The sequence below is a fragment of the Neptunicoccus sediminis genome (assembly GCF_001719615.1).
Lineage (GTDB): Bacteria > Pseudomonadota > Alphaproteobacteria > Rhodobacterales > Rhodobacteraceae > Amylibacter > Amylibacter sediminis.
In genome coordinates this window covers 204,142-230,068 of the sequence record NZ_MDVX01000011.1, presented here as the reverse complement: position 1 = coordinate 230,068, position 25,927 = coordinate 204,142, and the positions used below count along the sequence as shown (strand labels likewise).

The 25,927-nt window shown below is 58.4% G+C and carries 23 protein-coding genes; 11 read left to right on the top strand and 12 right to left on the bottom strand.

From position 1 onward, the window contains the following. Positions 1-67 precede the first annotated feature (67 nt). Both BFV97_RS12215 and BFV97_RS12210 read left to right on the top strand, forming a co-directional pair. Positions 68-1,006: an aminotransferase class IV gene (locus BFV97_RS12215; RefSeq protein ID WP_069300642.1), complete on the top strand. Its 939-nt coding sequence runs from the start codon at positions 68-70 to the stop codon at positions 1,004-1,006. Next, positions 1,003-1,677 carry a GntR family transcriptional regulator gene (locus tag BFV97_RS12210; RefSeq protein ID WP_069300641.1) on the top strand — a complete coding sequence of 225 codons (675 nt, stop codon included), beginning with the start codon at positions 1,003-1,005 and terminating at the stop codon, positions 1,675-1,677. Before BFV97_RS12215 ends, BFV97_RS12210 begins: the two co-directional genes overlap by 4 nt. A 9-nt stretch (positions 1,678-1,686) precedes the next feature. On the opposite strand, the gene BFV97_RS12205 is transcribed toward BFV97_RS12210, so the two are convergent. Further along, positions 1,687-2,586, bottom strand: coding sequence for a LysR family transcriptional regulator (locus BFV97_RS12205; RefSeq protein WP_069300640.1), 900 nt, complete (start codon positions 2,584-2,586; stop codon positions 1,687-1,689). Positions 2,587-2,744: 158 nt separating this feature from the next. Here BFV97_RS12205 and xdhA point away from each other — a divergent pair, with 158 nt between their 5' ends. The 5 genes from xdhA to guaD all read left to right on the top strand — a co-directional run bounded on the left by xdhA (position 2,745) and on the right by guaD (position 10,383). Continuing rightward, positions 2,745-4,205 carry a xanthine dehydrogenase small subunit gene (gene xdhA / locus BFV97_RS12200; protein WP_069300714.1) on the top strand — a complete coding sequence of 487 codons (1,461 nt, stop codon included), beginning with the start codon at positions 2,745-2,747 and terminating at the stop codon, positions 4,203-4,205. Positions 4,206-4,215: 10 nt separating this feature from the next. Continuing rightward, on the top strand, positions 4,216-6,519 hold the full coding sequence (xdhB, locus tag BFV97_RS12195) for a xanthine dehydrogenase molybdopterin binding subunit (RefSeq protein WP_069300639.1): 2,304 nt from the start codon (positions 4,216-4,218) through the stop codon (positions 6,517-6,519). Between the two features lie 3 nt (positions 6,520-6,522). After that, a complete protein-coding gene (gene xdhC / locus BFV97_RS12190) occupies positions 6,523-7,356 on the top strand; it encodes a xanthine dehydrogenase accessory protein XdhC (protein ID WP_069300638.1) in 834 nt (277 codons plus the stop codon). A gap of 74 nt (positions 7,357-7,430) precedes the next feature. Next, positions 7,431-9,026 carry a SulP family inorganic anion transporter gene (locus BFV97_RS12185; RefSeq protein WP_069300637.1) on the top strand — a complete coding sequence of 532 codons (1,596 nt, stop codon included), beginning with the start codon at positions 7,431-7,433 and terminating at the stop codon, positions 9,024-9,026. Positions 9,027-9,084: 58 nt separating this feature from the next. After that, positions 9,085-10,383, top strand: coding sequence for a guanine deaminase (gene guaD / locus BFV97_RS12180; RefSeq protein WP_069300636.1), 1,299 nt, complete (start codon positions 9,085-9,087; stop codon positions 10,381-10,383). 77 nt (positions 10,384-10,460) lie between these two features. Here guaD and BFV97_RS12175 read toward each other — a convergent pair whose 3' ends face one another. The 6 genes from BFV97_RS12175 to BFV97_RS12150 all read right to left on the bottom strand — a co-directional run bounded on the left by BFV97_RS12175 (position 10,461) and on the right by BFV97_RS12150 (position 14,751). Beyond that, complete coding sequence (locus tag BFV97_RS12175; RefSeq protein ID WP_069300635.1) at positions 10,461-11,054, bottom strand: SCO family protein; 594 nt, start codon at positions 11,052-11,054, stop codon at positions 10,461-10,463. A gap of 15 nt (positions 11,055-11,069) precedes the next feature. Continuing rightward, a complete protein-coding gene (locus tag BFV97_RS12170; protein WP_245667734.1) occupies positions 11,070-12,101 on the bottom strand; it encodes a DUF1775 domain-containing protein in 1,032 nt (343 codons plus the stop codon). A gap of 111 nt (positions 12,102-12,212) precedes the next feature. After that, positions 12,213-12,566, bottom strand: coding sequence for a hypothetical protein (locus BFV97_RS12165; protein WP_069300634.1), 354 nt, complete (start codon positions 12,564-12,566; stop codon positions 12,213-12,215). Positions 12,567-12,655: 89 nt separating this feature from the next. Next, positions 12,656-13,282, bottom strand: a complete 627-nt coding sequence (locus tag BFV97_RS12160; RefSeq protein ID WP_069300633.1) for a class I SAM-dependent methyltransferase — start codon at positions 13,280-13,282, stop codon at positions 12,656-12,658. Between the two features lie 17 nt (positions 13,283-13,299). After that, positions 13,300-14,055: a CDP-alcohol phosphatidyltransferase family protein gene (locus BFV97_RS12155; RefSeq protein WP_069300632.1), complete on the bottom strand. Its 756-nt coding sequence runs from the start codon at positions 14,053-14,055 to the stop codon at positions 13,300-13,302. 3 nt (positions 14,056-14,058) lie between these two features. Next, positions 14,059-14,751: a phosphatidylserine decarboxylase gene (locus BFV97_RS12150; protein ID WP_172827917.1), complete on the bottom strand. Its 693-nt coding sequence runs from the start codon at positions 14,749-14,751 to the stop codon at positions 14,059-14,061. 256 nt (positions 14,752-15,007) lie between these two features. On the opposite strand from BFV97_RS12150, the gene hutI reads away from it, so the two are divergent. From hutI to hutU, 3 genes are read left to right on the top strand one after another with little or no spacing between them, the layout of a single operon-like run. Further along, a complete protein-coding gene (gene hutI, locus BFV97_RS12145; RefSeq protein WP_069300631.1) occupies positions 15,008-16,219 on the top strand; it encodes an imidazolonepropionase in 1,212 nt (403 codons plus the stop codon). After that, entirely contained in the window at positions 16,216-17,754 is a 1,539-nt protein-coding gene (gene hutH, locus BFV97_RS12140) for a histidine ammonia-lyase (protein ID WP_069300630.1), read from the top strand. Before hutI ends, hutH begins: the two co-directional genes overlap by 4 nt. Positions 17,755-17,791: 37 nt before the next feature. After that, a complete protein-coding gene (gene hutU / locus BFV97_RS12135) occupies positions 17,792-19,459 on the top strand; it encodes a urocanate hydratase (RefSeq protein ID WP_069300629.1) in 1,668 nt (555 codons plus the stop codon). A gap of 104 nt (positions 19,460-19,563) precedes the next feature. Here hutU and BFV97_RS12130 read toward each other — a convergent pair whose 3' ends face one another. The 5 genes from BFV97_RS12130 to BFV97_RS12110 all read right to left on the bottom strand — a co-directional run bounded on the left by BFV97_RS12130 (position 19,564) and on the right by BFV97_RS12110 (position 24,015). After that, complete coding sequence (locus tag BFV97_RS12130; RefSeq protein WP_069300628.1) at positions 19,564-20,853, bottom strand: hydroxymethylglutaryl-CoA reductase, degradative; 1,290 nt, start codon at positions 20,851-20,853, stop codon at positions 19,564-19,566. A 23-nt stretch (positions 20,854-20,876) separates the two neighbouring features. Next, on the bottom strand, positions 20,877-21,473 hold the full coding sequence (locus tag BFV97_RS12125; protein WP_069300627.1) for a pyridoxamine 5'-phosphate oxidase family protein: 597 nt from the start codon (positions 21,471-21,473) through the stop codon (positions 20,877-20,879). Positions 21,474-21,549: 76 nt separating this feature from the next. Then, positions 21,550-22,359 carry a carbohydrate ABC transporter permease gene (locus BFV97_RS12120; RefSeq protein WP_069300626.1) on the bottom strand — a complete coding sequence of 270 codons (810 nt, stop codon included), beginning with the start codon at positions 22,357-22,359 and terminating at the stop codon, positions 21,550-21,552. Beyond that, entirely contained in the window at positions 22,356-23,222 is an 867-nt protein-coding gene (locus BFV97_RS12115; protein ID WP_069300625.1) for a carbohydrate ABC transporter permease, read from the bottom strand. Before BFV97_RS12115 ends, BFV97_RS12120 begins: the two co-directional genes overlap by 4 nt. Position 23,223: 1 nt before the next feature. Further along, positions 23,224-24,015, bottom strand: coding sequence for a DeoR/GlpR family DNA-binding transcription regulator (locus BFV97_RS12110; protein ID WP_069300624.1), 792 nt, complete (start codon positions 24,013-24,015; stop codon positions 23,224-23,226). A gap of 315 nt (positions 24,016-24,330) precedes the next feature. Between BFV97_RS12110 and glpD the strand changes: the two genes are divergently transcribed. After that, on the top strand, positions 24,331-25,926 hold the full coding sequence (gene glpD / locus BFV97_RS12105; protein ID WP_108721680.1) for a glycerol-3-phosphate dehydrogenase: 1,596 nt from the start codon (positions 24,331-24,333) through the stop codon (positions 25,924-25,926). Position 25,927 lies beyond the last annotated feature (1 nt).

Here is a 25,927-nt window from a genome sequence, read left to right as displayed (position 1 = left end):
CGACAATCGGGGGTCATCTTGCGCGGAACACCGATCCTGCAATTCCAGAACAAAGAGTGACCCGCAAATGACCGACTCGACAGCCGCCAGCCACACCACCCATGACGCGGACGAAGATATTCGCAACAAGGACATTAAAATCTACATCAACGGCGAATTGTTCCATCGCGACGAGGCCAAAGTCTCGGTCTATGACAGCGGCTTCATGCTCGGGGATGGGATGTGGGAGGGCATGCGGCTTTATGACGGGGTCTGGACCTTCTTTGACGAACATATGGACCGGTTTTTCGGCTCTTGCAAAGCGGTCTCGCTGGATGTGGGGATGGATCGCGCGGGCATTCTGGAGGCGTTGCGCAAAACCGCTGCTGCGAACGATATGACCACGGATGTGCACTGCCGCCTGATGCTGACGCGGGGCACCAAGGTCAAACCCTTCCAGCATCCCTCGCTCAGCCGCTCCGGTCCGACGCTGGTGATCATCATGGAGCATTCCAAGCCGGTCGACAGTCTGCACAGTGCGGGTATCCGTCTGGCCGCTGTGCCGCAGGTGCGCGGCCTGCCCAACAGTCAGGACGCGAAATTCAACAGCCACTCCAAGCTGAACTGCGTGATTGCCTGTTTGCAGGCAGAACAGGCCGGTGCGGATGAAGGGCTGATGCTGGACCCGCACGGCTTTGTGAACACCACCAACGCCTGTAACTTTTTCATCGTGCGCAAGGGCGAGGTTTGGACCTCTACCGGCGATTACTGCATGAACGGTGTGACCCGTCAAAAGGTCATTGATCTGTGCCGCGAAAATGACATTCCGGTCTATGAAAAGAACTATTCGCTTTATGAAGCCTATAGCGCGGATGAGGCATTTCTGACCGGAACCTTTGGTGCGCAAACCCCTGTAGCGCAGATCGACGGCAAGACCATCGGCACCGGCGAACGCCCTGTGATGGCGCGTATTCAGGGCCTTTACAAAGAGCTGATCCGCCAGAACATCGCAGAGCATTCCGCGTGAGCAGTCTCGCATCCCTGAAACCGCTGGAAGACACCACCATACGGGGGCGCACTGTAGACCAGTTGCGCCGCCTTGTGGTGACGGGTGAACTGGCGGCGGGGATGCGGTTGACGGAAACCGAACTGGCCTGCGCCCTTGGCATCAGCCGCGGACCGCTGCGCGAGGCGATCCGCGAGTTGGTGGACATCGGCCTGCTGGTGTCCAAACCCTACAAAGGGTTATTCGTGCGGGAAATCACCCGCAAGGATCTGGAAGAAATCTATTCCCTGCGCACCATGCTGGAAAAATTTGCCTTTCAGGAGGCATGGGACAAACGCACGCCCGAGGCGCTGGAAGATCTGAACAGCCGCAACGAAAGGCTGATCACAACCATTGGAACGGGGTCCGATCCGTTTGGCCCGATCGAGGCCGAGTTGCATCTGCACAGCTGGTGTTATGAACTCTCCGGCCATAGTCTGTTGCTACAAAGCTGGAACCGGCTGAAACCGAACCTGCAATTCTATTTTGCCATGCACCAGCAGGCCCATGCGCGCCAGGGCCCCGAACGCAAGTCGCACGATTTGTATATCCGGCTGGCCAGCGGCACCGATCTGGAGGCGATGCTGGATCATCTGAACGATCACATGCGGCAGGGTCTGGAAACCACAATCGGTTTTATAAACACCGCCTGAGCGACCTTTTCACAGCCTGTGTCGGGCTTCTTCTATCATAAAATCAATGAAGCTGCGCACCTTGGGGTCCTGCAATCGCCGGTGCGGATAAAGACACCCCATGACCGAGCCAACCGGCGGCGTGTCAGGCAGCAGTTCCACCAGCCGCCCCGCCTTCAGGTCGGCCTCAACATCAAAGCGGGGTTTATTGGCGATCCCCCGCCCGTCCCGCGCCCAGTCGGTCAGCACATCTCCGTCGTCACTGTCATACTTGCCCGCGACCTCACATTTTTGCGGACCGTCCGGGGTTTGCAGGGTCCAGAAATATTCCGGCGAACGGGGATAGCGCAGCAGCAGGCAGTTGTGATCCCCCTCTGTCAGATCCTGCGGGGTTTCGGGGATGCCGTGCTTTTCCAGATAGGACGGCGCGGCGCATAATACGCGGGGACAGTCAATGATCTTGCGCAGTTTCAGCGTGGAATCCGGTGGCGTACCGACAAAAAAGGCAACGTCGAGTCCGTCCTCCAGAATATCCACCTTGCGATCGGACAGGCGCAGGCGTACCGAAATATCGGGGTATTGATCGACAAAATCCGGCACCAGCGGCGCGACGATCCGCTTGCCTATGCCAAGGGGGGCTGTCACGTGAATGGTTCCCCGCGGATTTCCGGCAAATCCTGCAATCACCGCTTCGGCATTTTCAAGGTTTTCAATCACCAGCCGCGCGTGGTCGTAAAAGCTGATGCCTGCATCTGTGGGAGAGAGTTTACGGGTGGTCCGGTTGAACAGGCGCACCGCCAGCCGGCTCTCCAGTTCCTTGATCCGGTTGCTTGCCACGGCGGGGGTCAGGCGCAAATCCCGCCCGCCTGCCGTGATGCTGCCCAGTTCGACCACCCGCACAAACACCCGCAAACTTTCCAGATATGGCATGGCGTTAGCCTTTCTTCTTGTAGGTAAAACCCCGCCATTTCAGGCTGGAATCGGTGATTATCAATGAAACGTTGAAAAAGATTACCATTCAGCCGTGTTTTTATGAAGAAAATTCTGGTGCAAGACAGCAGGCGAACCAACGTCGGGAGGATACGACGATGACCCCACGCACCGAAATTCGCTTTTTGCTCAATGGCCGCGATATGCGTCTGAGCAATGTTTCCGCCAGCGATACGCTGCTGGACTTTTTGCGGCTGGACCAACGTTTGACCGGCACCAAGGAAGGCTGCGCCGAGGGGGATTGCGGCGCTTGCACGATCCTTGTGGGCCGCTTGCATCAGGGCTGTCTGCGCTATGAGGCCGTGAATGCCTGCATCCGGCTGATGGCCTCGCTTGACCAGTGCCACGTGGTCACAATCGAAGACCTGCGCGGACCCCAAGGCCGTTTGCACCCCGTTCAGCAGGCGATGGTGGAACATCATGGTAGCCAGTGCGGGTTTTGCACGCCGGGTTTTGTCATGTCGCTTTATGCGCTCTGGATGCAAAATCCTGATCCAACCGAAGCCGAGATCGAAACCGCGCTGCAAGGCAATCTGTGCCGTTGCACCGGATACGCCCCGATCATCCGCGCCGCCAAAGCGGTCAGCGGTTATGGTAGTGTCGCAGACGATGTGCTGTCCCGTGAACGTGCAGATGTGACAAGCCGCCTGCAAGCCTTGCAAGACAACCGACGTGTAGAGCTGACCAAGGCCGAAAGCCGCGTCTTTATTCCGGCGGATGTGGACGATCTTGCAAACCTGATACAGCAACACCCGCAGGCCACGCTCGTTGCAGGGGCGACTGATGTAGGACTATGGGTTACGAAATTCCTGCGGGATATTTCGCCGGTGATATTCCTCAACCATCTCGACGGGCTGAAACAGATCGCGACAGGCGGTGGGCGGATAACCTTTGGCGCGGGTGTCAGCTATTCCGATTGTGGACAGGTTCTGTGCGAAACCTACCCGCATCTTGCGCGGTTTTGGGATCGCATCGCGGGATGGCAGATCCGCAATATGGGTACCATTGGCGGCAACATTGCCAATGGCTCTCCGATCGGGGATATGCCGCCCGTTCTGATCGCCCTTGGTGCGGAAATCACCCTGCGGCGCGGGACAGACCGTCGGTCCCTGCCGATTGAAGACTACTTTATTGATTACGGCAAACAGGATCTGGCGGACGGGGAGTTTCTGGAACAGATCACCGTGCCGGAACCGCAGGCAGATGGTCTGCACGCCGCCTATAAAGTCTCCAAACGGCGGGATGAGGATATTTCCTCTGTCTGCGCTGCTTTCAACCTTATTGTTGAAAACGGGCGTATCAGCGCGGCGCGGATTGCATTTGGCGGCATGGCCGCAACCCCCAAACGGGCCAGTGCCGCGGAAAACGCCTTGATCGGTGCCGAATGGAGCGAGGCTGCACTGGTCTCTGCTGCTGCCAGACTGTCCGACGATTTCACCCCGCTCAGCGACTGGCGGGCCTCTGCACAATACCGTCTTACGGTAGCGCGAAACCTGTTCCGCCGCTTTTATCTTGAACACAGCGAAACCGGCGCGGATGCGCGGTTGCTACAGGCGTGAGGAGACCCCTATGAAAGACGAAAGCTTCAAACTAGACCAGCGCCACGATTCAGCTGTCAAACACGTCACGGGCCGCGCCGAATACGCCGACGATATTCCCGAACCCGCCGGAACCCTGCACGCCTATCTGGGCCTGTCCACCCGCGCCCATGCCAATCTGCGATCTGTAGACCTGTCCGCCGTGCGGAATGCGCCCGGCGTCATCGGGGTGCTAACTGCGGCGGATATTCCGGGCGAAAACGATGTCAGCCCCACAGGGCGCAACGATGAACCCATTTTTGCCACAGACAAGGTAGAGTTCTGGGGCCAGCCGATGTTTGCCGTGATCGCCCAAAGCCGCGATGCCGCGCGGCGCGCAGCCTTGCTGGCAAAGGTGGACTACGAAGATTTGCCCCACACGCTCGACGCGGGCGAGGCGCGGGCCCAAGGCGGGGATTACGTGACGCCGCCCCTTAAACTGCAACGGGGCGATGTAGTCCCCGCCCAAGCCGCCGCACCCCACCGGATCAAGGGTCAGATGCGGGTCGGCGGGCAGGATCACATGTATCTCGAAGGGCATATCGCCTTTGCCATTCCGGGCGAGGATGACGACGTGACGGTTCATTCCTCGACCCAGCATCATTCAGAAGCGCAGCATATGGTGGCCCGTGTTCTGGGGCTGAACTCCAGCGATGTGACAATCAATGTGCGCCGGATGGGGGGCGGGTTTGGCGGCAAAGAGACCCAGATGAACCTGTTCTGCGCAGTGGCAGCACTGGCCGCGAAAAAGTGGAACCGCGCCGTGAAAATCCGCCCCGACCGCGACGATGATATGTCCGCCACGGGCAAGCGGCACGACTTTGTGATTGATTACGATGTGGCCTTTGATGCAGAGGGTAAAATACAGGCGCTGGAAGGCAATTTTGCTGCCCGCTGCGGGTTTTCCTCGGACCTGTCCGGCCCTGTAACGGATCGTGCGCTGTTTCATGCGGACAACGCCTACTATTATCCCAACGTCCTGTTGCACTCCCACCCGATGAAAACCAACACGGTTTCCAACACCGCTTTTCGCGGCTTTGGCGGGCCCCAAGGGGTGATCGCAGCAGAGCGGATCATCGAGGAGATCGCCTATGCGCTGAACAAGGATACGCTCGACATCCGGCGGGCAAATTTCTACGGCACAGAAGATCGTAATGTGACGCCCTACCACCAGACGGTGGAGGATAACATCATGCCCCGCATTATCGACGAACTGGAAGAAAGCGTGAATTATCAGGCGCGGCGCAAGGCGGTGCTGGCCCATAACGCCAAAGGGGGTATCACCCGCAAGGGCATCGCGCTGACGCCAGTGAAGTTCGGCATTTCCTTTACCGCAACATGGTATAATCAGGCCGGATCGCTGGTGCATATCTACAACGACGGGTCTATCGCACTGAACCACGGCGGGACCGAGATGGGTCAGGGGTTGAACACCAAGATCGCCCAGATTGCTGCGGATGCTTTCGGGGTGGATTTCGCGCGGATCAAGATCACAAAAACCACCACGGAGAAAGTGCCCAATACCTCGGCCACGGCTGCATCTTCAGGGTCTGACCTGAACGGTATGGCTGCCCTTAATGGCTGTGAACAGATCAAGGCGCGGCTGGTGGAATTTGCCTGTCAGAACTGGCAGGTTCAACCCCAAGACATCCGATTTGCCAACAACCACGTTCATATCGGGTCGCATACCCTGCCCTTTGCCGACTTCATCAAACAAGCCTATATGGCGCGGGTCCAGCTTTCGGCGGCAGGGTTTTACAAGACGCCGAAAATCCACTGGGATCGTGAGTCCGGCAAGGGCCGTCCCTTCTATTATTTTGCCTATGGCGCGTCTTGTTCGGAGGTGACAATCGACACGCTGACCGGGGAATACACGGTTGATCGCACGGATATTCTGCACGATGTGGGCCAGTCGCTGAATGCGCAACTCGACATCGGGCAGGTGGAAGGTGCCTTCGTGCAAGGCATGGGCTGGCTGACAACAGAAGAGCTGTGGTGGGACAAACAGGGGCAGTTGCGCACCCATGCGCCATCGACCTATAAAATCCCGCTCGCCTCGGATCGGCCACGGGTTTTCAATGTTGCGCTGGCGGATTGGTCGGTGAACCGCGAGAACACCATCAAACGGTCCAAAGCCGTGGGAGAGCCGCCCTTTATGCTGGGCATTTCCGTGTTCGAAGCGCTTTCAATGGCAGTGGCCAGTGTTGCGGATTACAGAACTTGTCCGCGCCTTGACGCACCTGCCACACCGGAGCGGGTGTTGCTTGCGGTTGAACGTTTGCGGGACGGGGCGTAACCCATGAGCCTTGCCCGTTTCCTGTCCGACCCGAACAGCACAATCCGCATCCGCCTGACCCGTGTGCGCGGATCATCTCCGCGGGGCGAAGGAACAGAGATGTTTGTCACAGGCCGCGCGTTGTCTGGCACGATTGGGGGCGGCCAGCTGGAATATATGGCCATAGACGCCGCCCGTGCCATGCTGAAACAGAGCATCAACCACCGCGCTATGGACATCCCGCTTGGTCCGGAAATCGGCCAGTGTTGCGGCGGACGGGTAGAACTGTCCTTGCAGCGGATGGACCGGCAAAGCCGCGATGAGGTGGTTTCGCAAGAAGCCGCAGAACGGGCCGCCCTTCCGCATCTCTATATTTTCGGTGCAGGTCATGTGGGTCGCGCCCTTGCGCAGTTTTGCGAACTGCTGCCCCTGCGCACCATTCTGATCGACAGCCGCAGCGAAGAACTGCAGCAGTGCAGCGCCCTTGTGGAATTGCGCCACACCGCTTTGCCCGAAGCCGATATTGATGCCGCCCCGAAGAACAGCGCCTTCGTGGTGCTGACCCATGATCACGCGCTGGATTTTTTGCTGACGGCGCAGGCCCTGCAACGGGGCGATGCGGCCTATGTCGGAATGATCGGCTCGGCCACCAAACGGGCAAAATTCGAGCGGTTCGCTGCGGCCAGTAGCGACAACGTGCCGGTAACGTGGCTAAACTGCCCTATCGGGGCTTTGGGTTCCGGCGACAAACGCCCCGCAGTGATTGCCGCCTGCGTTGCAGCCGAAGTCATCACCGCGCTGACACGCAACACAGCACCGTCCAATCAAAAGACCATGACCAGATTACACAATTTTTAACCGAGAACGGCCCAAACTGTGCAGGGAGGAAACGTCACAGCGCGGGCCGGATGATAACGGGGAGGAACCCAAACATGTCACACCCATCCTACAGCTACAGGCTATTCGCCCGCAGCGATTACAGCGCCTTCTGGGCGCTTTTCACCGATAACCTCGTCAATCTGATGGTACTGTCCGCGGTCTGTCAGTTCGTCTTTCAGATGCCTGCTGAAATCGTTTATGGCCGGATCGTTCCGGGTGCTGCCATTGCGATCCTTGCTGGGGTTGCAGTCTATACAATGATGGCGAGATGGACCGCCAACCGCACCGGACAGGATGTCACCGCCCTGCCCTACGGGATCTCTACCCCTGTTATGTTTGTCTATCTGTTCGGCGTGATCGGCCCGATCTACTGGATGACGCAGGATGCGGTGCTGGCGTGGCAGGTGGGCATCGGCGCAGGCTTTATGGGCGGGATCGTCGCGGCCTTTGGCGCATTGGTGGGACCGTTTCTGAAACGGGTGACACCACGTGCAGGGATGCTCGGAACGCTCTGCGGGATTGCGCTTGTGTTCATCGGATCGGTGCCGCTGGCGCAGATTTTTGAAAATCCGGTGATCGGCTTTGTCTCGCTTGCGATTATCCTGTGGGGTCTGATCGGACGGTTTCGCCTTCCTTTCAACATTCCTGCCGGTCTGCTGGCAATCGGGCTAGGCACTGTGGCAGCGATCGTGCTGGGGCAATCCTCGTTTCAAGTTGAAGGGATCGGGTTTTATCCGCCACTGCCCTACATCGGAGACATGATTGCAGGCATTCAATACCTGTTTGCCAACCCCGAACTTTTCCTCGTGCTGGTGCCGGTGCAAATCTATAACTTCATCGAGACCATGAACAACGTCGAAAGTGCCGAGGCCGCAGGGGACAGCTATCCGGTCGGTCTTTGCCAGCTCACAGACGGTGCGGGCACGATGATCGGCGCGGTGTTCGGCTCCCCTTTCCCGACGACCGTTTACATCGGCCATCCCGCCTATAAGCAGATGCAGGCCCATGCAGGGTATATCATCGGCGTTGGTGTAGTGATTGCGGGGGCTGCCTTTTTTGGCCTGCTGGCCTTTATCAACGGCGTGATCCCCATTGCCGCCGCCGCGCCGGTTCTGGTGTTTGTTTCTGTCAGCCTGATCACCAACACTGCCTATTCGGTGAAACCGGCCCATATGGGCGCAGTCGCCATTGCGATCATGCCCCATGTGTCCAATCTTCTGGTGACTAAATGGGGCTCTCTGTCCAACGCCTTGCGCAATTCCGGCGCGGAGGGTCTTCCCCAATTGGGCGACCCCGCCTTGACAGCGGCGCTGTTGCAGGAAGGGGCACATTACGACGGCCATCTTGCACTGGCGCAGGGTGCGATCATCACCGGACTGGTCTGGGGCGCTGTTTTTGCAGGCGTTATCGACGCAAAGTTCCGCACCGCTGGCAGCTTTGCTCTGGCCGCTGCCGTGATGTCCTCTGTCGGGATCATCCACGCGCCCGCGCTTCAGATGCCTGAGCTCGACAGTATCACCATCGGCTATCTGATCACCGGATTGTTCCTTCTGGTGTATCCGCTGGTCGCACCGAAAGAGGATCTGAAGTCCCGCGTGATCGTACCGGATGAGCCTGACTTTCTAGAGACCTCGATGCCCGCCGAATAACCCGAGCGCCGGATGGGGCATACCGCCCTGTCCGGCCTTATTGAACAAAGAGACAGCAATGCAAGACACACTCCTGCGGGGACGCACCCTGACATTCCACCACCGGCCCGAAGGCGTAGAGGATACTGCCGCGTATTCCTATGTCGAAAACGGGGCCGTGTTGATGCGCGGCGCAAAAATCATCGCCTCGGGGGATTACGATCAGGTGCGCAAGGCCGGACCACAGGCCGAAGTCATCGACCACCGACCCCACCTGATTACTGCCGGATTTATCGACACCCATGTGCATTTCCCGCAGGTGCAGGTAATTGCCTCTTGGGGGCGCCAGTTGCTTGACTGGTTGAACGGGTATGTATTCCCCGAGGAAGCCCGCTTCATCGACCCGGCCCACGCGGATGAAATGGCCGGACGGTTTCTGGACCTGCTGTCAGATCACGGCACAACGACAGCGGTTGCTTTCTGCTCGGTACATGCCACCTCGGTTGAGGCCTATTTCACGGCTGCCGCCGCGCGGAATATGCGGATGATCGGCGGCAAGGTGATGATGGACCGGAACGCCCCTGATAACCTGCGCGACACGCCCCAATCGGGTTTTGAAGACAGTGCAGAGCTGATTGCCAAATGGCATGGCAAGGGACGCGCAGGATATGCGATTTCCCCGCGCTTTGCGATTACCTCCACGCCCGAACAGATGGAAATGACTGCCGCGCTGGTGCAGGCCCATCCTGATTGCCATATCCAGACGCATCTGTCCGAAAACCGCGACGAGATTGCTTTTGCCACCTCTCTTTATCCAAAGGCGCGGGACTATCTGGACATCTATGAAGGCTACGGGCTGTTAAATGACAAAATGCTGCTCGGCCATGCCATCCATCTGGGCAGCCGCGAGGTTGGCACGCTGGCAGAAACCGGGGCGCATCCTGTGTTTTGTCCGACCTCCAACCTGTTTCTGGGCAGCGGATTGTTTGACGATGCGCGCCTGCGCGGGGCCGGCACAAATAACGGGATTGCCAGCGATATAGGGGCGGGAACCAGCTATTCCATGCTGCAAACCCTGAATGAAGGCTACAAAGTCTTGCAGCTGCAAAACCAGAGCCTGCACGCGCTTCAAGCCTTTGACTGGATCACGCGGGGCAATGCGCAGGTGTTGGGGCTGGCCGACCGGATCGGCACGCTTGAGGCCGGAAGCGAAGCGGATGTGGTGGTGCTGGATGCCCGCGCCACCCCTGCAATGGCGCTGCGGATGGAGCGGGTTGAAACGCTCGCGGATGAACTGTTCCTGCTGCAAACGCTTGGGGATGACCGCGCGATTGTGCAGACCTATGTGGCAGGGCAACCCCGCAAACGTGCGAATTAAAACGGCGCGACAGAGCATTAATTCTGTCGCGCCGAACGTGTTATCAATCAGGTTTCACAGGGTGACGGGGTCAGTGATCAACCCCGTTGCATCCGCCTGATTTTCGCCACCGCACGGTCAAAGGATTCCTGATAGCCCACAGGTTCAAAGAAACGGCCATCGGCGTCAAACAGCAACACGTTAGAGGAATGATCCATCGTATAACCGTCATCCTGTGGCACTTTGCGCGCATAGATTTTGAACGCCTTTACTGCTTTCTCTACCTCTTCGGGACTGCCCGAGACACCAACGGCATCCGGCACCCACTCCACATACTTCTTCAGGCTCTCCACGCTGTCCCGCTCCGGATCGACGGTTATGAAAAACACGCGGATCTGATTCTTGGGACCAAGCTCTTCCTGCCATGTGGCAATATCCCCGAGACTGGTCGGACAGACATCCGGACAATGGGTAAAGCCGAAGAACACAGCCGAGGGGCGGCCCTTGAGCGTGTCCTGTGTGAAGCTCTCACCGCTGGTGGTGACAAGTTCGTAATCCCCCGGCCCGATCACATCGGCCATAGCGTTTTGATAGCCGGGCTGTGCAAAACGTGCCCAGACAAAGAGGCCAAGGGCAATCAGGGCGACAACCCAGAGGCCCAGAATGGCATAGTGTTTGCGTTGGAAAGTCATTTCATCAGCTCCGGTTTAATGGCTATCGTGGGAGGAATGATCGCCCGAACCACGGGCGTTCGGCGCTTTGATTGCAAGCGGGACGGTAATCTCGCCTGCGTGTTCAAAAGTCAGGGTCACAGGCAGAACCTCGCCCTGAACCAAAGGCTGCGTCAGCGCCATAAACATCAGATGAAACCCGCCCGGTTCCAGCACAATGGTTTGACCTGCGGGAACGGCCAGACCGTCTTCAAGCTGGCGCATTTTCATCACCGTGTCGGTTATCGACATCTCGTGAATTTCCCCGCGCGGGGATACTGGGGTTGTCACCGAAATCAGGCGGTCATCCGTAGCGCCGTTGTTGGTCACAGTGAAAAACCCGCCGCCCACAGGCTGGTTTGGCAGGGTTGCACGGGCAAAACCGTTGGTGATTTCCAAATCGCCCGCAGTGACGGTTCCGACCGCATCGAGATTATGATCGTGGCCGTCATTATGACCTGCATCACCGTGATCCCCGTCATGTCCGACCTCGTGACCCGATGAATGCCCGCTATGGCTTTGCTGGCTTTCACCAGCGACCACAACCAGACCGGGTGCGGGATTTGGCACGTCATGGGAACCGGACGTATCCGTCCAGTCCACCGATCCGTCTGCACATTCCTGAACCGCCTTGAAGTAGAGCACACTGCCCGCTTCCACTTCGGGACCGACCACACCACGCAAGGTGAATTCGTCGTACCAGCCATCCTCAAGGTTGCCGTCACTCCATTTAACGGATCGCAAACCCTCTGTCATAACCGTGCCATGATTGTTGTAGGGCTGCGCATAAGCGCCGGTTTCGGTTTGCAGCGTCCAGCCCGCTTTTGGCATCGGTTTGGCCGCATAGAACCCGTCGGGCAGAGTCACCCGCACAGTATGGGTTGCCTGACCGTCGCAACCGTGGGGCACCCGCAGGGTGATCTTCGTCGTCTTGCCTGCTATTGCTTGGGATTGCTCCAGTGTTGCATGGGCCAGAACAGAACTGCCCAATCCGGCCAGAACGCCGGCCATCAGAATAGATTTATACACGATGATTCTCCGTAACACAGCGCCCGTGGCCGCACCACAATATGCGCTTGCTTTGTTGCAGGCGTTCTACGGCCCGCGTGTTCAGTCTTGATTGCCTTTTGTCAGGCAGTATCAGACCAACGCCGGAGGAGCGCGGGTGGTGTAATGGGGGGAAGGTGCCTCTGCGTGACGGGTCAACCCTGCAAGCGCCCGCCATCCGTCAAAGGGAGTCAGCACCGTGGCTGTCGCAACCGGACGGATCAATGGGGCTTGGGACACAGTCAGACAGAAGGGGCATTCATGCCGGTGCCCGACGGTGTCATCCTCACAAAAATCCGCCGCCGACAGGCCAAAGACGAAGGCCGTTTCCAGCTTGTCCACCTCTCCCCGCTCCGGTGCCATAACAGATGCCGAGGTTATGCCCGCCAAAGCGATCATAACTGCGGCACAACAGGCCAGAAGGGAATATGTCAATCGACGGATCATAGCTGCTTATACCCCTGATACCGCACCAAGCTAAAGGGGCTGCGCCCCCGTGTCGCGTCTGTCACAGGGCCTGATGACAGATCGCAGTTTCAGTTGCTCTGGATCTTTTCCAAAACCAGAAATGTCATCATATTCACCGGCGGCAAAGGGCGCTGTTCCACCAGCTTCAGGTTTGGCTGTTTCAAAACCGTAGCCATCTCAAAATCGGAATGCCAGCCCAGCAGATTGGCAAAGGGCGCTGAGATTTTTTCCACCACCGCCATTGCGCCGTCCTCTTTGGCGAAATGGTTGGTTATGACAATCTTGCCCCCCGGTTTGCAGACACGGGCCATTTCCGCCATGACCTTTTCGGGCTCCGGCACTACAGAAACGATGTGCATCGCGGCCACGGCATCAAAGTGATTGTCGGGAAAATCCAGCGACCGCGCATCCATCTGGCGCAGCTCCTTGACGTGTTTCAGCCCCTGTTTTTCGACCTTGGCGCGGGCCTTGCCCAGCATATCGGTGCTGAAATCAACGCCTGTCACCTCTAGGTCGGTGCGATAATGGGGCAATGCCAGACCGGTGCCAACGCCCACTTCCAGAACGCTTTTGCTGTTAAGCCCGTTGATAAATCCGACCGCCGCCCGCCGTCCGCCACTGGTTATAATTCCGAAGGTTTTATCATAAACGGGGGCCCAGCGGGCATAAGAGGATTTAACAGCTTCGAGTTCCATAATGTGACCCTTCAATGTTATTTCTTTGCGCGCCGATCCAGTTGAAACGCCCGCAACAGGCTCAGCACATAGACCACGCTGAACAGAACCAGCGTTGCCCAGAGGTAAGTAAACAATGCAGCCGCCATCAGCACCGCCGCCAGCATCAGATATTTGGCGTAATTGCGAGCAATGGAGACGTTCTTAAAAGAATATGTGGGAAGGCGGCTGATCATCAGCAACCCTATTATCCCGATATAAAGTGCGATTGCGACGGGTGGCAAAGGCGCGAGGTCGGGGAACAGGAAAGAGACGAACATCGGCAGCATGACCAACACCGCACCGGCGGGCGAGGGCACGCCGACAAAATGATCGCTGCTGCCCGCAGGATCGGGCGAGAGTTTCTCCAAACGGCTGGAAACATTGAACCGTGCCAGCCGCAACACGCAACAGATCGTATACCCCAGAACGGCTATCCAGCCGAACCCTGTGGTGTCTTTCAAAGCCCAGTGATGCAGGATCAGGGCCGGAGCCACACCGAAGTTCAGGAAATCCGCAAGGGAGTCCAGCTCTGCGCCAACCGCGCTATCGCTGTTCATCATTCGCGCCAACCGCCCGTCGATCCCATCGAGCACACAAGCCAGCAGGATCAGCCGCACAGAGGTTTCGAAATCCCCCTGATAGCCAAACCGGATCGCTGTCAGCCCCGCACAGATCGCCCCGATGGTGATCACATTGGGCAAAAGCTGGAGAACATTGACTTCGGACTTTGTGTCCGGTGAGGGAAGCGACATGGATCAGTCCGTCCGCCCTGTCCGGCGCGGCTCGTCGCTGGTCAGATCAGCCAGTACCGTTTCCCCCGCAACCATCGTCTGTCCCAGACAGACCAGCGGCGCGACACCTTCGGGCAGATACACATCCAGACGGGAGCCAAAGCGGATCAGACCAAAACGGGCGCCGGTGCGAATACCGTCCCCGACTTTGGAGAAACACACAATGCGGCGTGCGACCAGACCCGCGATCTGGACAACCGCAATCCGGCGGCCATCCTCCATTTCGATGCACAGGCTATTGCGTTCGTTATCCGCGCTGGCCTTATCCAGCGAGGCATTGAAAAACTTACCGGGGCGATAGGCAATCGCCGTGATCTTCCCGCCAATCGGGGCACGGTTCACATGGCAGTTAAACACGCTCATGAACACGCTGACACGGGTCAGCGGCGTATCCGCCATGCCAAGTTCCGCAGGCGGCACCGCTTTCTCGATCAGGGACACAACCCCGTCCGCAGGGCTGATGATCAGCCCGTCCCGTTCCGGCGTAACCCGCTTGGGATCGCGGAAAAAGTAATAGCACCAGACCGTCAGGCCAACGCCGATCCAGCCGAGCACATCGGCAATCAGGAACAGCACCAAAGTGATCGCGGCAAAGATTGCAACGAATTTGCGGCCCTCGGGGTGCATCGGTTTAATGAATGTATCGCGCATTTTCACGGAGATGTCGCCTTTCATGCCGGGTTGTCCGCTTTCTATCCTGAACACCAACCCCTCTACAACGCGAAATATAATCGCAGCGGCCTATCGGCAAGTTCAGGCGGTTTGGCGGATTATGCAGCCGGCTGATGCGCGGCACGGGGCGGTGGTGCGTACGGGTTATGCGCGGCGGGGATCTCACAGGCGGCGTCATTTTATGTATAGACATAACACTATTGAGATTATACTTAATAAGCAGCAGGAAGGAGAATACCCCATGCCGAACCGGAACAGATTGCTGACAGAGCTACAGGCCGCGACCATGTTGGACAGCGCCGCACCCTACGGGATGATCGAAAACGCCGCGATTGCGCTGGAGGGCTCAAAAATCGTCTGGATCGGCCCTGAGGCAGAAATTCCCGCGCAATATCAGACCTTTGAAAAAACTTCGCTGGACGGCAGACTGGTCACGCCGGGCCTGATCGACTGTCACACCCATATCGTTCACGGCGGCGACCGCGCGGTTGAGTTCGAGATGCGCCTGAACGGTGCCTCTTATGAAGAGGTCGCCCGCGCCGGTGGCGGAATCGTCTCCACCGTGACAGCCACCCGCAATGCCAGCGAATCCGAACTGTTGGCAGAGGCTTTGCGCCGCGTCGATGTGCTGATCAGCGAAGGTGTGACCACGCTTGAAATCAAGTCCGGCTATGGTCTGGACATAGAAACCGAACTGCGCATGTTGCGCGTTGCCCGTGACATCCCGAACCATCGCCCTGTGCGGGTAGTCACCAGCTTTTTGGGCGCCCATGCCACCCCTGCCGACTACAAAGACCGAGATGACTCCTATATTGACGAGGTCTGCATCCCTGCCCTGCGTGCCGCCCACGCCGAAGGGCTGGTGGATGCGGTGGACGGGTTTTGCGAAGGCATCGCCTTCCAACCCGACCAGATCGCCCGCGTCTTTGATGTGGCCAGGGAACTCGGCCTGCCGGTCAAGCTTCATGCTGAACAACTATCAAACCTCGGGGGCGCGAAACTCGCCGCCCGTTACGGCGCTTTGTCGGCGGATCATATCGAGTATCTGGACGAGGATGGCGTAAAAGCGCTCGCAGAGGCTGGAACCGTTGCCGTAATCCTGCCCGGCGCCTTTTACACCTTGCGCGAAACACAGGCGCCGCCAATTGATCTGCTGCGCAAACACGGCGTACCGATGGCGCTGGCCACAGACATCAATCCCGGTTCCTCGCCGCTGAATTCCATTTTGTTAACCCTGAACATGGGCTGCACCCTGTTCCGCATGACCCCCGAAGAAGCCCTGCGCGGTGTCACCGTCAACGCGGCCCGTGCGCTTGGCCTGACGGATCAGGGTAGCCTTGCCGCAGGTCAAAAGGCGGATCTGGCGGTCTGGGACGTAAAACATCCCGCAGAACTGGCCTATCGCATCGGATTTAACCCCCTCCACACCCGTATTTTCGGAGACCTTACATGACCACGCTAACCCTCACCCCCGGTTCTGTGACGCTGGACGATCTGGCTGTGATCTACCGCGAGGGCGCCAGTGTGAAACTGGACCCTGCCTGCCATTCCGACATTGTCGCCGCACAGGAACGGATCGACGCCGCTGCCAATGGCGATGCTGCTGTTTATGGTGTGAATACCGGCTTTGGCAAACTGGCCAGCGTCAAGATCGAAGCCAAGGACACGGCCACTTTGCAGCGCAATCTGATCCTGTCCCACTGCTGCGGCGTGGGAGAGCCGATCGCAACCGCACACGCCCGCCTGATGATGGCGCTGAAACTTCTCAGCCTCGGGCGCGGGGCCTCTGGCGTGCGACTGGAGATTGTGCATCTGATCGAATCCATGCTGGAAAAAGGTGTCACACCGCTGATCCCCGTGCAAGGATCGGTCGGGGCCTCTGGCGATCTGGCACCGCTGGCGCATATGGCGGCTGTGATGATGGGCCATGCCGAAGCGGAATTTGAAGGGGAAACCCTGAGCGGGGCAGAGGCGCTGAAACGGGCCGGGCTGACGCCTGTGGTGCTGGGCGCCAAAGAGGGGCTGGCCCTGATCAACGGCACGCAGTTCAGCACGGCATTCGCTCTGGCTGGATTGTTTGACGCTTGGCGGGCAATGAACGCGGCTTTGGTGACATCCGCGATGTCCACTGATGCGATCATGGGATCGACCGCCCCGCTGCAACCTGAAATCCACGCTTTGCGCGGCCATGCCGGACAGATCGAAGCCGCCGCCACCATGCGCGACCTGCTGGACGGCTCTGTCATTCGCGAAAGCCACCGCGAAGGCGACACGCGGGTGCAAGACCCTTACTGCATCCGCTGTCAGCCCCAAGTCACCGGGGCTGCGATGGATATGCTGCGCATGGCCGCCCGCACGCTAGAGATCGAGGCCAATGCTGCCACAGATAATCCGCTGGTGCTGGTTGGCGCAGACCTGATTGTATCGGGCGGAAACTTTCACGCCGAACCCGTAGGCTTTGCCGCTGACATGATCGCGCTGGCCGTCGCTGAAATCGGCGCAATCGCGCAGCGCCGCATCGCGCTGATCGTTGATCCGGTGCTGAGCCATGATCTGCCACCGTTCCTGACACCCAACCCCGGCCTGAACTCCGGTTTGATGATTGCCGAAGTGACCACGGCTGCGCTGATGTCTGAAAACAAACATCTGGCAAACCCCTGTGTCACCGACAGCACCCCCACCAGTGCCAATCAGGAAGATCACGTCAGTATGGCTGCACACGGTGCCGTGCGTCTGGGCCGGATGGTTGCCAATCTGGAAAGGATTCTCGGGGTAGAACTGCTGTGTGCGGCGCAAGGGATCGAGTTCCGCGCCCCCCTGACCACCAGCGCCCCGCTGGAGCGTGTGGTCAGTGAACTGCGCAAATCGGTCAAAACCATAGAGGAAGACCGCTATCTCGCCCCTGATCTGGAACAGGCAGCCGTGCTGATCCGTACCGGCGCAATCCTGAAGGCCGCCGCCGTCAAAACCCCTGCCCTGCGCGACTAAGCCGCGCCAGCCCCCATATTCTATCGAAAGGTATCCCATGACCAATCCCCGCAAAAATGCCCGAGACGTCTTTCCGGCCACCGGAACCGAAATCACCGCCAAAAGCTGGCTGACCGAAGCGCCCATGCGCATGTTGATGAACAACCTGCACCCAGATGTGGCGGAAAACCCGCACGAGCTGGTGGTTTATGGCGGGATCGGCCGCGCGGCCCGCACTTGGGCGGATTTTGACAAGATCGTTGAAAGCCTGAAAGCGCTCGACGAGGATCAGACACTTCTGGTGCAATCGGGCAAACCAGTCGGCGTATTCCAGACCCACAAAGACGCACCCCGCGTGTTGATCGCCAACTCCAACCTTGTGCCCCATTGGGCCAATTGGGACCACTTTAACGAGCTGGATAAGAAGGGGCTTGCCATGTACGGGCAGATGACTGCCGGTTCGTGGATTTACATCGGCTCCCAAGGTATCGTGCAAGGCACCTATGAAACCTTTGTCGAGGCAGGTCGCCAGCATTTCGACGGTGATCTCAAAGGCAAATGGATTTTGACAGGCGGTCTGGGCGGCATGGGCGGCGCACAACCGCTTGCCGCGGTAATGGCGGGTGCTTGCTGTCTGGCGGTAGAGTGCAATCCGGAGAGCATCGACTTCCGTTTGCGCACAAACTATGTGGACGAACGGGCGGAAACGCTGGACGAGGCGCTGGAGATGATCGAGCGCTGGACCGCAGCGGGCGAGGCAAAATCCGTCGGACTGCTGGGCAATGCTGCCGATATTTTCCCTGAACTGGTGAAACGGGGCGTGCGTCCGGATATTGTGACCGACCAGACCTCGGCCCATGATCCGGTGAACGGCTACCTGCCCCAAGGCTGGAGCATGGGTGAATGGCGCGAGAAGCGCGAGAGCGATCCCAAAGCGGTGGAAAAAGCTGCGCGGGCCAGCATGAAGGTGCAGGTCAAGGCAATGTGCGATTTCCACGCGATGGGTATTCCGACTGTGGATTACGGCAACAATATCCGCCAGATGGCGCTGGAAGAAGGGCTGGACAACGCCTTTGACTTCCCCGGTTTTGTGCCTGCCTATATCCGCCCGCTGTTCTGCCGCGGTGTGGGCCCCTTCCGCTGGGCCGCGCTATCGGGTGATCCCGAGGACATCTACAAGACAGACGCCAAAGTGAAGGAAATCCTGTCCGAAGATGCCCATCTGCACAACTGGCTGGATATGGCGCGAGAGCGGATCTCCTTCCAAGGGCTGCCAGCGCGGATCTGCTGGGTCGGTCTGGGCGTGCGCCATAAACTCGGGCTGGCCTTTAACGAAATGGTGCGTAACGGTGAATTGAAAGCGCCGATTGTGATCGGACGCGACCATCTGGATTCAGGCTCTGTCGCCTCTCCCAACCGCGAAACCGAAGCGATGATGGACGGGTCGGACGCTGTATCGGACTGGCCGCTGCTGAACGCATTGTTGAATACCGCATCGGGGGCGACTTGGGTGTCGCTGCATCATGGCGGGGGCGTTGGCATGGGCTTTTCCCAACACTCCGGCATGGTGATCTGTTGTGACGGCTCCGAAGACGCCGACCGCCGCATTGCACGGGTCCTCTGGAATGATCCGGCAACAGGCGTGATGCGCCACGCGGATGCAGGCTATGAAGAGGCCAAGGACTGTGCGCGAGAAAACGGTTTGAACCTGCCGGGTATTTTGTAATTTCCGCAGGCTGCACACACAGTTAAACAATAGTGACGACGCGTCTGGCCGGATTGGTCTGGCGCGTTTTCTGATTCAAGGGCTGCTCTTGCCGGAGTGGATGCCTATTTTGCGTTTAGGAGAGTTCGCGCATTCCCAGCGCTCACATCCCCTGACGCCACCAAAGCACGGGCAATCCGGTCCACGTCTTCGCCTGTTGCACCCGCCAAAATCGCGATATTGCGGGCGTGAAGCGCCATATGGCCTTTCTGGATACCCTCGGTCGAGAGTGCCCGCAGCGCCGCCATATTCTGCGCCAGCCCAACAGCGGCTGTTACCTCGGCCAGTTCGGTTGCACTACCCACATCCATCAGACGCAAAGCCGCCTGCGCTGCCGGATGGGACTTCGTGGCCCCACCCACCAGACCGAGCGCGAGCGGCAGTTCGATACTGCCCGCCAGCCCGCCATCCGACGTTTGTTCCCAACGGGTCAGCGATGTGTAGCGCCCGTCCCGGGCAGCATAGGCATGGGCCCCTGCTTCAACCGCGCGCCAGTCATTGCCTGTGGCCAGCACCACCGGATCAATCCCGTTCATAATTCCCTTGTTGTGGGTCGCTGCGCGGTAGGGATCAATGATCGCAAGCGTGCAAGACTCCACCATACCTTTGGCCACATCGCCACCTTTCAGGGTGTTCGTGTCCAACGCCTCTGGCGGCAGTTCCACCCGCGCCCGCACGATCCGCCTGTCGGCAAGGTTTGAAAGGATACGCAACCGCGCGGTGCCGCCTGTGATCCGCTCCACTTCAGGGGCGAGCGCTTCTGCCATCGTGTTGACCGTATTCGCCCCCATTGCATCGCGCACATCGACGATCAGATGGGCCACCACCATCGCGCCAACCGGAGTGTCGTCAAACACATGAACCTCAATATCCTGACAGCCCCCGCCAAGTTCGACCAAAAGCGTGTCTTTGGCATTGGCTGCTGCTATCAGGCTGTCGCGGTGGGACAGGATGCGCTGACGGGCGGCATGCGGGTCCGTGAGCCCTAGTACCTGAATCTGTGCCCGCATCAACGGCGCGGTGGCGCTGGTGTGAAACCCGCCATAATCCCGCGCGATCTTGGCCATGTAAGAGGCCGCCGCCACGACCGAGGGTTCCTCGACCGCCATTGGCACCAGATATTCCTTACCCTTCACCACAAAATTGGTCGCCACCCCCAACGGCAGTTCAAATTTGCCAATGACGTTTTCGATCATCCCGTCCGCGCGACCCGTTTTTAACGCATCCTGCCCCGCAAGCGCGGCCAGATCCTCCGGTGACAAACCCGCCGCCTGTCCGACAGCGGCAAGCCGTTGTGCCGGATCAAGCCCGCGCATGTTTTCAATCCGCGAGCAGACGTTTTTGCCTTTTGTCATTCCCGAACCTTTCCGGCGTTCGCTTAGTATAGCGTTTTCTGGTAGATTGCCTGCATCGTGGCGTCATCCACCACCTCCACCGTGCCATTGGCGTGATCGCGGATCATGTCGCTAAGCGTGGCGACGGGCCGTTCGGCTGGCCATCCTTCGGGCTTCCACAGACCTGCACGGATCGGTGCTTTGCCGCAGTGGGTCAGGATTTTCTCTGCCGTCACCCGTGTCACCGTCTTGGGACTGCGCCCGTTGACCTGAAACCGCGCGCAGATTTCAGGATCGTCCAGAATTTCCGCCCGCCCGTTTACGCGCAGGGTCTCACCCACCGTGGGGATCAGGAAAATCAGCGCCACCTGCGGGTTGGCCAGAATATTCATCAACCCGTCGATCCGGTTGTTGCCGGGGCGGTCCGGAATTAACAAAGTGCTATCGCTTTCCACCGTAACAAAGCCCGCCGGATCACCCTTCGGGGACACATCCAGCGTCTGGCCATTCGTAGTGGCCATGACCAGAAACGTGGCGTTTTCGATGAAATCACGGCAGTGATGGTCAAATCGAGCGATCACTTTGGCCGCCGCCGCAGGGGATACCGCCCCGTAAAGGCTGCGCAGTTTTTCCGGTGTCATGGCAAAGGCTCCTGTGTAGTGGATTTTAATGAAATCGCTTGGTCACGCACACTAGTGCATATGCACAGGCCGCGCGTCAAACCTGTCCGATCCGGAAACCGCGCGACAGGTGGTTTCGCATCGCAAAGAGCAACAACGCCCCCGGCGCCATAGAGGCAAGGGTCACGGCCATTACCAGCCCGATGTCTGTTTGAAACCCGAACAGGGCATTGATCGCCATGCTGATCGGCTTGCCGTTTGTGGTGGTCAGGATACGGGCGAAAACCACCTCTACCCATGAAAACATAAAGCAGAAGAAGGCCGCCACAGCGATTCCGGCCCTGATCTGTGGGATCAGGATCGCCCAGACGAAACGGGGCCGCGAATAGCCGTCGATGAACGCGGTTTCATCCATCTCGCGAGGGATTGCAGAGATAAACCCCTGCAAGATCCAGATGGAAATCGGCAGGTTGAACAGGCAATGGGCCAGTGCGATTCCAAAGACCGAATTAACGATCCCGAGCGCCGAAAAAAGTTGAAAAATCGGCAGGGTCAGCACAACAGGCGGGGTGATGCGAAAGGCAATGAAGGCCAGAAACAGGGATTTATCCCCGACAAAGGACATGCGTGAAAAGGCATAGGCGGCGGGCAGCGCGACCGGAATCGTGATGCAGATGTTGATCAACACATAGGCGATAGAATTACCAAAGGCCGCGCGCAGGTTCGGCTCTGACAGAATGGTGGTGAAGTTGCGCAGAGTGGCCTGCCCGACCTCCAGCCCGCCGTGGGGCAGGGTCGCAACAAAAGCCAGCAATGTCATTTGCACCAGCGGCAGGCAGACAAACACCATGAAGGCCAACAGACCGACGGCCTTAATCACGGACAGGTAGCGGTAGATGAAACTCATGCTGCGTCCCTGTCGTCAAGCTTGCCCTGCGCCTTGGTAAACAGCCATGCCACCATCAGGATGATCAGGAAATACAGCACCGACCGCGCGGCGGAGGGACCGTAGTTAAACGCCTTGATTTCCTCGCCCAGATCGACCGCCAGAAACAGGGTCGCCTCTGCCGGACCACCTGCGTTAATGGGGAAAGCTTCGGTGTAGATCATGAAGGAATCCATGAATCGCAGCAGCACAGCCATCAGCAGGACATTCTGCAAGCGGGGCAACTGGATAAAGCGGAACACGTCCCAAGGACTCGCCCCGTCGATCGCTGCCGCCTGATAATAGGCCGCCGGAATCGTGGTCAGCGCCGAATAGCACAGGATCACCACAAGGCTGGTCCAATGCCAGACATCCATCACCACAATCACCGCCCAAGTATGAAACGCAGAGGCTTTCCAATCCGCAGGCCAGCCCAGAACCGAACCCAAACGCCCCAAGAGTCCGGTTTCAGGATTAAGCAGACTCAGCCACAGGGTCGGGATCATATTCCACGGCACCAGCAGTGGCAGCGCCACCACCACCAGTGACAACCCGATCCAGAGACGGCCTCTCGGGATACAAAGGGCAAGTGCGATCCCCAGCGGGATTTGTATCAATAGAACGATCATTGAAAACAGGGAACTGCGGGCAAAGCTTTGCCAGAAACGGGCAGAGCCGACCAGCTCGCCGTACCACTCCAGCCCGACCCAAAAGCGCGAACTGAGGATAAAAATCTCAAAAAACGAATAATTTACGACTGTAATCAGCGGGATCAATCCGATCAGGCCAAGCACCGCCATTGCGGGCAGCACAAACACCCACCCGGAATTGTCTGTTGGCTTCATCCTAAGTCGCTTTGCGCCCCCGTAATCCGGCTGGTTCGGCAATCTCCACCTCTGTGCCCCAACCGGCGCAGTCTTCCATCAGGGATTTGGGCAGCTTGCCGTCGGTGTAAAACACATCCACATCCCGCAACGAGCAGATGGTCAGGGGGGCCTTGCGCTGGAATTTCAGATGGTCCGCCACGATCATCACCTTGCGCGAGCGCTGGATCGCGGTGCTGCTGACCATGATCTCTTGTCCGTCAAAATCCAGCAGATCCCCGTCTGTATCAATGGCCGAACAGCCCAGTACCGAATAGTCGAATTTGAACTGTTTCACCATCTCCACCGTCAGCCCGCCCACGATGCCGGAATCTGCGCGGCGCAAAACTCCGCCTGCAAGGATGATCTCGCAGCTTTGGTTGGTCGCCAGAATATTCGCGATGTTCAGGTTGTTCGTCACCACCAGCAGGTTCTCATGGTCGAGCAATTCCCGCGCAACCGCCTCGGTGCTGGTGCCAATGTTCATGAACACAGAGGCACCGTGGGGGATCGACTCGGCACAGCGCACGGCAATCGCCTTTTTTCCGGCCTCGTTCAGGCGGCGGCGTTCTTCATAGATGATATTCACCACACCCGACGGCATTACCGCCCCGCCGTGAACCCGCTCCAGACGTCCGCTTTCAGACAGTTCCGCCAGATCGCGCCGGATGGTCTGGACCGTCACATCGTAGAGTTCGGCCAGACCGTCCACCGTGACCTTCCCCTTTTCACGAGCGATTTCAAGGATTTCGCGCTGTCTGAAGTTTGAAACCATCCCCGCCTCCTACCAGTTTTGTCCCGTGCCGAACCAGCGCGGATTTCCCGCCTGTATCAATCAATGGTGACTGGCCAAGGTCAAGGGCACGATTCGATTATTTTCCCCGGTCGCGGGTGAAACACAGGATAAACGAACAAAAAAATCCATATAATTCAAGATGTAGCGTGAAAAAGAAAATAAACGAACATTCGTTATTGCAACAATTCTGTAAATGCTGTTGGTATATTCCCAGTCACAGACCGGAGGGTGGAGCCGTTTCCCGGTTGATTTGTGGCGGTGGAGGTCCTTGTGAATCAGCGCGGTAATCAGGATATGATTGACCTGTTCGTCATTGGCGGCGGCATCAACGGCTGCGGTATTGCCCGTGACGCTGCAGGGCGCGGATTGCGCGTCGAACTGGCCGAGATGAACGACCTGGCGTCTGCGACCTCGTCTGCCTCGACCAAACTGTTTCATGGCGGGTTGCGTTATCTGGAATACTGGGAAGTGCGTCTGGTGCGCGAAGCCCTGATAGAGCGGGAAACCCTGCTCAAGGCGATGCCCCATATTTCATGGCCGATGCGCTTTGTGCTGCCCTATCATAAAGACATGCGGTTTGAGGGTGACACCCCCACGTCAAAGCTGCTGGGTTTTGTGATGCCGTGGATGAAGGGCCGCCGTCCGTCGTGGCTGGTCCGGCTTGGTCTGTTTCTTTACGACAATCTGGGCGGTCGCGAGATTTTGGAGGGCACCAAATCTGTTGATCTGGATACCTCCGTTGAAGGCGCGCCTTTGCAGGACCGCTTTCACAAAGCCTATGAATATTCTGACTGCTGGATTGAGGACAGCCGCCTTGTGGTACTGAACGCGCGGGACGCAGAGGCCCGTGGCGCAAGAATTGACGTGCGGACCAAGGTTATGTCGGCCCAGCAGGTGGATGGCCACTGGTCGATCACTCTCGAAAATACCGACACGGGCGCGCAACGTATCGTCACCGCGAAGATGCTGGTTAATGCGGGCGGTCCTTGGGTGGAAAACGTGATCCGCAACACCGCGCGGATCAATACGACCGAAGGCGTGCGTCTGGTGCGAGGCAGCCATATTGTGACCCGCAAGCTTTATGACCACGACAAATGCTACTTCTTTCAGGGCGAGGATGGCCGGATCATCTTTACCATCCCCTATGAGACCGATTTCACCCTGATCGGCACCACCGATGCGGATCACGCTGACGTGTCACAAGCGCCCGAATGCACCCCCGAAGAACGGGACTATCTGCTGGAATTCGCTTCAAACTATCTTAAAGCTCCTGTCACGACGGAGGACATCGTCTGGACCTATTCCGGCGTGCGTCCGCTTTATAATGACGGGGCCAGCTCTGCCACGGCCGCAACGCGGGATTATGTGCTTAAGGTGGACACCTCTGCCGGTGCGCCGATGCTGAATGTGTTTGGCGGCAAGATCACCACCTACCGCCGTTTGGCCGAAACCGCGCTGGAAAAGATCGCGCCCTATTTTGACGGGCTTCCGGACCGCTGGACCGCCGGTGTCCCCCTGCCCGGCGGCGATTTTCCCGTGCGCGGGGTTGAGGATCTGAAGGCCAGACTTTCCGCGCAATACGGATTTTTGTCGCCTCGCTGGTGCGCCCGTCTGATCAAAGCCTATGGCACAGATGCGTTTGTGATGCTGGGCGATGCAAACTCGGCTGCTGATCTGGGGCAGGATTTTGGCAGCGACCTTTATGAGCGTGAAGTGAACTGGCTGGTGGAAAAAGAATTTGCGCGAACAGCGCAGGACATCGTCTGGCGGCGCTCCAAACTGGGGTTGCGTATGACGGTTCAGGAAATAGACGCGCTGGATAAATGGTTGGCAGAACAGATCGCCACTCAATCCGCACAGGCGCCCGTTGCGCGCGCACAAGGAGAATAAC